Genomic DNA, 6,793 nt, shown 5'->3' with positions numbered 1-6,793 from the left:
ACCGACCTGGCCAGTATCGACGACAAACTCTTCATCGAGCTCATTGCCGCCTATAACAACACACCCAGAAAATGCCTCGACTAGAAAACCCCAGCCGAAGCCTTCTCAATCCAACTGTTGCACTTCGAACGAGAATCCACCTCCCGGCTTGCGCCGGGATGACAGCCGGTGGAAATGGCAGCTGCCCCAGCGTTCCTACGAGTAGAGCACACACGTGGAGCTCTTGCCGTGGTCGGAGGGCCGGGCGGATGATTTCCCGGACGGTCAGTCTTTCCGTTCCCGCTTCCCCCGCGCCACTTCCGTCGCCAGCGCCTCGAGCTTGTGCGTCCAGAAGATGCGGAAGCGGGAGAGCCAGGCGTCGACTTCTTCGAGGGGGGCGGCATCGAGGGTGTAGAGGCGGCGGGGGCCGTCTATGCGCACGGTGGCAAAGCCCGAATCGCGCAGCACCTTCAAGTGCTGCGAGACGGCGGCCTGGGAGATGCCGAACTCGGCCTGGATGACCTCGACCACCGCGCCCGAGGCGTGCTCGCCGTCGGTCAGGAGCTCAAGGATGCGGCGGCGGACGGGGTCGCCGAGGACGTCGAAGGCGTGCATCACATCTCCGGCGGCGGCATCTCGCCGGTATAGAACCGGCGCGTCGCTTCGGCGGCGGCGAGCGCCTTGTCTTCCGGCTCTCCGGCGGCGATCGCGGCGCGGCCCCAGTCGCTGCTGGCCTTGGCGAGGAACTCCTTGGCCTCGGGGGTCTCGTGCCAGCCGGCCACGGCCTCCTGCGGCAGGTCGGCTTCCGGCTCGGCCAGGTGCCGGGCAAGGCCCATGAAGCCGAGATCCCAGCCGACGCCGACGGCGCCGGGACCGAACTGATCCCAATGCGGATCGATATGGGCGGTGTGCGTGAGCTCGAGCCGCGTGCCGGCGCCCTCGGGCGCGAGGGTGACGGTCACCCAGCTCACGCCGCCGGCAAACTCCCAGGTGACGGCGATGCGCCTTTCCGGCACGCATTCGGTGATGGTGCCGCCGGCATTGCCCTCGAGCTGGTACTTGCCGCCGAGCTTGAGATCGCCCGAGACCGGCGTGAACCAGCGCTTCAGCCGCTCCGGCCGCGTCAGCGCATCCCAGAGATCGGCCGCGTCGGTGTCGTAAACGCGCGAGGCGATGACGGCCTTGGCCGGCTTGCCGTCGCGCTCGAGGTTCTCGACCGTGCGGGTCATGGTGCCGAAATGGGCGGCGAGATCGAAGGTCATGGGCTTGCGCTCCCGTGGTTGTCGCGTCGGGCGATTTGTACCGGCCGCTGCTTATATAAGTCAATCCTTAAATAGGATGGAACGATTATCGGAGCCCTTGGCGAACCCATCGCGGCCGGGCAACGTTCTGAGTGACGGCAACCAAGGGAGGAGCCGGTGACCAGGGCCAGAACCATCCTCAACCTCGACGAGGTCAACCTCGAATTTGCAACGCAAGGGACGCGCTTCGGCGGGGCGGACGGCGATATCGGGCAGACGCTGGGGCTCAAGGGCCTCGGCGCCACGCTCTACGAAGTGCCTCCGGGCTTGACCGCCGTGCCGTTCCACCGCCACCACACCTCCGACGAGATGTTCGTCGTGCTGCAAGGCACCGGCACCTACCGGATCGGCGAGGAGCGGCTGCCCATCCGGCAGGGCGACTGCCTCGGCGCGCCGGCGGGCGGGGCGGCGCACCAGATCATCAACACCAGCAGCGAGCCGCTGCGCTACATCGCCCTTTCCAACAACACCAGCGCCGACGTGATCGAATATGTCGACAGCGGCCGGATACGGATCGACGTCGGCGCCTCGGGCTTCCACCGCGAGAACGGCACGTTCAAGGCCGGCGGAAGGCTCGTGCCGATGGATTACTGGGAAGGCGAGGACGTCGGCTAGAGCGTTGGCGGATGCACGGGCGGATCGGCTCCCCTCCCCCTTGAGGGGAGGGGTCGGGGGTGGGGGGCCGTCGTGGCTCACACAACCACCCCCACCCTCATTCCCTCCCCTTAAGGGGAGGGAGGCGGTGGAGCCGCCGATCCGGATGACTTCGGAAGGTTCCAACGCCCGCCTTCTTCTCACCGCCCTCCCCGTATGCGGGCGAGATAGTCCTTCCGGTTCAGCGGATCGTAATCGGTGCGCGGGCGGCTGGGAGCCGGGCCGCGCACCGGGCGGTAGTGGTCGAACTCGGCCTCGAGCACGCCCTCGCCGCGGGTAAGCCCGGGCAGCAGCTGCTGCAGGCGGTGGACGTGGGCCGCAGCGATCTCGCCGTCGAGGGTCGCCGTGCGCCCGTCGACCGCCGGCACCTTCGGCACGGCCTCGAGCCGGGCGAGCGCCGCCAGCACCGCTGCGAGGCTCTCCTCCGGCAGGGTCAGGGCGAAGCGGTGCACCGGCTCGCAGACGACCGTACCGGCCTGTCGCAGGGCATCCATCAGCACCAGGGGCGTCAGGTCGCGGTGGTCGGCGGCCGAGCTCGTCGCCCATTTGCGCAGGCGCGTGCTGTGGGTCAGCACCACCTTGCAGTCGGTCACCTGCCAGCCGTTGAGGCCCTGCCCCAGGGCGGCGCGAACCGCATCCTCGATCGCCGTATGGAACGAGACGGGGAGCGAGCCGTATTCGATCTCCTCGGCATAGACGATGCCGCTGCCGATAGGGCCGGGCTCAAGGCGCAGGCCGATGGTCGCGAAGAACGGGTCCGGCGCCCACTCGACGGCGGCGCCCGTACCCACCGGCCGTTCGACGCAGATGATGGTCGAGGGCTGGAACGTCGCCTCGATGCCGAACTCGCTGCGCAGCGTCTCCTCGATCACCTCCTTCTGCACCTCGCCATAGAGCGAGAGATAGATCTCGTGGCGCAGGTCGTCGCGGCGCAGGTCGATGAACGGATCCTGCTCGGCGAGCTGGGCAAGGGCCGTATTGAGCGCGCCGCGCTGGGCCGGGCGCTTCGGCTCGACGCGGGTCTCGAGGGTCGGCGGGGCGAAGTGGCGGGGCTCCGCGCGCTGGCGCGGCCGCCCGATGGCGTCGCCGATGCGGATGCCGGAAAGGCCCGAGAGCTTGCCGATGCCGCCGGCGGTCAGCGCCCGCGTCTCGACCGAGCGCCCGCCTTCGAAGGCGGCGATGCCGGTGACCCGCGCCTCGCTGCCGTCGGCGAGGACGAGGCGCTGGCGGGCCTTGAGGGTGCCGCGGAAGAGGCGCGCATAGGCGATCTTCTCGCCGGAAGGGCCGCGCTCGACCTTGAACACGGCGCCCGAGAGCGGGCCCTGCGCATCGTGCCCGGCGCCGGGCAGCAGATCGAGCCCCGCGATCAGCGGGCCGATGCCGGCGCCGGTGATGGCCGAGCCGAAGAACACCGGATGGAGCCGGGCGCGTCGAACCTCCTGGGCGAGCCCCGAGCGCAGGCGCTTGTAGGAAAGCGCCCGGTCCTCCAGCACGTCGGCGAGGATGGCGTCGTCGTGGTCGGCGAGCTTTTCGGCAAGGCGGGCGCGGAAGGCCTCGTCCTCCGGATCGAAGGGGCAAAAATCCGCCGCGCGGGTGCCGATGGCGCCCACCTCTCCCATGGGGACGATGCCCGGCGTCAGCCGCTCGGCGAGGGTCGCGAGGGTTTCACCGCAGGCGGCGCCGGCGCGGTCGATCTTGTTGACGAAGATCAGCGTCGGGATTTTCAGGCGCTGCAGCGCGCGAAAGAGCACGCGCGTCTGCGCCTGCACGCGCTCTACCGCCGAGACGACGAGCACGGCGCCGTCGAGCACGTCGAGGGCGCGCTCGACCTCGGCGATGAAATCCGGATGGCCGGGCGTGTCGATCAGGTTGACGGTGGTGTCGCCGACGCGAAAGGAGACCACGGCCGCCTTGATGGTGATGCCGCGCTGCTTTTCGAGCGCGAGGGTATCGGTCTGGGTGTTGCCGCCGTCGCCGCTGCCGATCTCGTCGATGACACCGGCCGCGTGCAGCAGCCGTTCGGTGAGGCTGGTCTTCCCGGCGTCAACATGCGCCAGGATCCCCAGGTTCAGGGTTCGCATAGAGGGTCATGTCCTCAAGTGTGGGGGAAAGCTCCTTTCTCGATGAACATGACTCGGGGCATTGCTGCCTCCAGGGGGTGCGAACGAATGGATGGGAATAGAGCACAGGGCGCGGGGTGGAGCAAGTCTTGCTCCCCTCCCCCTCAAGGACGACAACCGCAGGCCCCAGTGTCCGGGCGGCGCGAGGTCATGTCCAACGAAAGTCCTCCTCGCCACAATCGCATCTTCATTCTAATCCCCGCTCTTGACGAACAAGGCTTTTCCCGGCGGCAACGGTGGTTTATTCGGTTCGTCGGCATTACATCCTTGGCTGAAAACACCTCAGGGGCACTCTCCAAATGGCAGACCAATTCGACGTCACCGTCATCGGCACCGGCCCGGGCGGCTATGTCGCCGCGATCCGCGCCGCCCCGCTCGGCAAGAAAGTGGCGGTGGTGGAAAAGTGGGCGACCCATGGCGGTACCTGCCTCAACATCGGCTGCATTCCCTCCAAGGCGCTGCTCCACGCCAGCGAGCTCTTCGAGGAGGCCGGCCACAGCTTCAAGCAGCTGGGCATCGACGTCGGCGCGCCAAAACTCGACCTGAAGCAGATGCTGGCCCACAAGGACGAAACGGTCGCGGCCAATGTCGGCGGCGTCGACTATCTCTTCAAGAAGAACAAGATAACCGTCTATCGCGGCATCGGCTCGATTCCCGCGGCGGGCCGGGTGCTGGTGACGCCGCAGTCGGGCGCGCCCACCGAAATCGCCTCCAAGGCGATCATCATTGCGACCGGCTCGGTTTCGGCCAACCTGCCGGGCATCGAGGTCGACGAGAAGCAAATCGTGACCTCGACGGGTGCCCTCTCCCTCGAGACGGTGCCCGAGCGCCTCGTCGTCATCGGCGCCGGCGTCATCGGGCTCGAGCTCGGCTCGGTCTGGGCGCGGCTCGGCTCCAAGGTGACCGTCGTCGAATACCTCGACCGCATCCTGCCGGGCATGGATAGCGAGGTCGCGCGCAACTTCCAGCGCATGCTGCAGAAGCAGGGCTTCGAGTTCCACCTCTCCTCCAAGGTCTCCGGCATCGACAAGGCCGAGGACGGATCGCTCATCGTCAAGGTCGAGCCGGCCCAGGGCGGCGGGCAGGCGGTGATCGAGGCGGACGTGGCGCTCGTCGCCATCGGCCGCAAGCCCTACACCGAGGGCCTCGGGCTCGATCTCGTGGGCGTCGCGCTCGACGAGCGCGGGCGCGTGCGGGTCGATGCGCACTACAAGACCTCGGTCGAGGGCATCTATGCCATCGGCGACGTCATCGCCGGCCCGATGCTCGCCCACAAGGCCGAGGACGAGGGCATTGCGGTTGCCGAGATCATCGCCGGCCAGGCGGGCCACGTGAACTACGGCGCAATCCCCTCGGTCGTCTACACCAACCCGGAAATCGCCTCCGTCGGCAAGACCGAGGACGAACTGAAGGCCGAGGGCATCGACTACAAGATCGGCAAGTTCCCGTTCACCGCCAACGGGCGCGCCAAGGCGATGCTGGCGACGCAAGGCTTCGTCAAGATCCTGGCGGACGTTGCGACCGACCGCGTGCTCGGCGCCCATATCGTGGGCAAGAACGCCGGCGAGATGATCCATGAGCTGGTGACGCTGATGGAATTCTCCGGCGCTGCCGAGGACCTCGCTCGCACCACCCACGCCCACCCGACCCTCTCGGAGGCCGTGCGGGAAGCCGCGCTGTCGCTGGGGGACGGCGCGATCCACATCTAAGGGGGATTGTGCCCGACCGGCGAGTACGGAACTTTCGATTTCGCACTATGCCAACCCACCACCGGGTCATCCCCGCGAAAGCGGGGACCTCCGTTTCCTCTACCGGGTTTGCGAATAGAGGTTCCCGCTTTCGCGGGAATGATCCGGTGGAGTTGGAATGATCCGGACAGCCACAGGTTCTGTCAATTAGCGGAGCACACGACCATGACCGTCTCCAACGAGGAAGAGCTCGAAGGCCTCAAGACAATCGGCGCCATCGTCGCCAATACGCTTGAAGCCATGCGCAAGGCCGTGGAGCCGGGCATGACCACGGCCGAGCTCGATGCGATGGGCCGCAAGCTCCTCGAGTCGGCGGGCGCGCAGCCGGCGCCGGAGCTGACCTACGGCTTTCCCGGCGCCACCTGCATCAGCATCAACGCCGAGGTCGCCCACGGCATTCCGGGACCCCGGCGCATCGCGGCGGGCGATCTCGTCAACATCGATGTCTCGGCCGAGAAAGACGGCTATTTCGCCGATACCGGCGCATCCTTCCCCGTCCCACCGGTCAAGCCCCGCATCGAGCGGCTCTGCCGCGACGGGCGCCGGGCGATGTGGGTCGGGCTGAAGCAGGTCGGCGCCGGCCGGCCGTTCGCCGGCATCGGCGATGCCATCGGTGCGTTCGCCAAAAAGAACGGCTATTCGCTGGTGCGCAACCTTTCCAGCCACGGCGTCGGCCGGGGCCTGCATGACGAGCCGCACGAGATCGCCACCTGGCCCGATCGCGGCGAGCGCCGCCGCATGCACGAAGGCCTGGTGTTCACCGTCGAGCCGTTCCTGTCGCTCGGGGCCGAATGGGCCGAGGACGACGGCCGCGACCCATGGACGCTCTACAGCGTGCCCAACGCCCCGACCGTGCAGTACGAGCACACGGTCGTCGCTACCCGCAACGGCCCCCTGGTGCTGACCCTGCCGGGCTAGATCGTTTCACGATTGGTCGGAAAACGAGCCGGTCGGCTCCCCTTCCCCTCAAGGGGGAGGGGCTTGGGGGTGG

Annotated in this window: 6 protein-coding genes; 3 read left to right on the top strand and 3 right to left on the bottom strand. The window is 67.8% G+C overall.

What is annotated here, in order from left to right; all coding sequences use genetic code 11:
* Positions 1-264: 264 nt before the first annotated feature.
* Both VE25_RS18055 and VE25_RS18050 read right to left on the bottom strand, forming a co-directional pair.
* A complete protein-coding gene (locus tag VE25_RS18055; protein WP_046110062.1) occupies positions 265-594 on the bottom strand; it encodes an ArsR/SmtB family transcription factor in 330 nt (109 codons plus the stop codon).
* A complete protein-coding gene (locus VE25_RS18050; RefSeq protein WP_046110061.1) occupies positions 594-1,241 on the bottom strand; it encodes an SRPBCC family protein in 648 nt (215 codons plus the stop codon). Before VE25_RS18050 ends, VE25_RS18055 begins: the two co-directional genes overlap by 1 nt.
* 156 nt (positions 1,242-1,397) lie before the next feature.
* On the opposite strand from VE25_RS18050, the gene VE25_RS18045 reads away from it, so the two are divergent.
* Positions 1,398-1,895, top strand: coding sequence for a cupin domain-containing protein (locus VE25_RS18045; RefSeq protein ID WP_046110060.1), 498 nt, complete (start codon positions 1,398-1,400; stop codon positions 1,893-1,895).
* Between the two features lie 179 nt (positions 1,896-2,074).
* On the opposite strand, the gene VE25_RS18040 is transcribed toward VE25_RS18045, so the two are convergent.
* Positions 2,075-4,015: an elongation factor G gene (locus tag VE25_RS18040; RefSeq protein ID WP_046110059.1), complete on the bottom strand. Its 1,941-nt coding sequence runs from the start codon at positions 4,013-4,015 to the stop codon at positions 2,075-2,077.
* Between the two features lie 338 nt (positions 4,016-4,353).
* Here VE25_RS18040 and lpdA point away from each other — a divergent pair, with 338 nt between their 5' ends.
* Together lpdA and map are read left to right on the top strand one after the other, a co-directional pair.
* On the top strand, positions 4,354-5,763 hold the full coding sequence (lpdA, locus tag VE25_RS18035) for a dihydrolipoyl dehydrogenase (RefSeq protein WP_046110058.1): 1,410 nt from the start codon (positions 4,354-4,356) through the stop codon (positions 5,761-5,763).
* A gap of 204 nt (positions 5,764-5,967) precedes the next feature.
* A complete protein-coding gene (map, locus tag VE25_RS18030; protein WP_046110057.1) occupies positions 5,968-6,720 on the top strand; it encodes a type I methionyl aminopeptidase in 753 nt (250 codons plus the stop codon).
* Positions 6,721-6,793 lie beyond the last annotated feature (73 nt).

It is taken from the genome of Devosia geojensis (assembly GCF_000969415.1).
Taxonomy (GTDB): domain Bacteria; phylum Pseudomonadota; class Alphaproteobacteria; order Rhizobiales; family Devosiaceae; genus Devosia; species Devosia geojensis.
The sequence above is the reverse complement of the archived record's forward strand: the minus strand, read 5'-3'. Positions and strand labels throughout refer to the sequence as shown.

What these genes read in the sequence shown, in the direction of transcription:
- VE25_RS18055 (WP_046110062.1), bottom strand. Translation starts at nt 594, where the DNA reads ATGCACGCCTTCGACGTCCTCGGCGACCCCGTCCGCCGCCGCATCCTT.
- VE25_RS18050 (WP_046110061.1), bottom strand. Translation starts at nt 1,241, where the DNA reads ATGACCTTCGATCTCGCCGCCCATTTCGGCACCATGACCCGCACGGTC.
- VE25_RS18040 (WP_046110059.1), bottom strand. Translation starts at nt 4,015, where the DNA reads ATGCGAACCCTGAACCTGGGGATCCTGGCGCATGTTGACGCCGGGAAG.
- lpdA (WP_046110058.1), top strand. Translation starts at nt 4,354, where the DNA reads ATGGCAGACCAATTCGACGTCACCGTCATCGGCACCGGCCCGGGCGGC.
- map (WP_046110057.1), top strand. Translation starts at nt 5,968, where the DNA reads ATGACCGTCTCCAACGAGGAAGAGCTCGAAGGCCTCAAGACAATCGGC.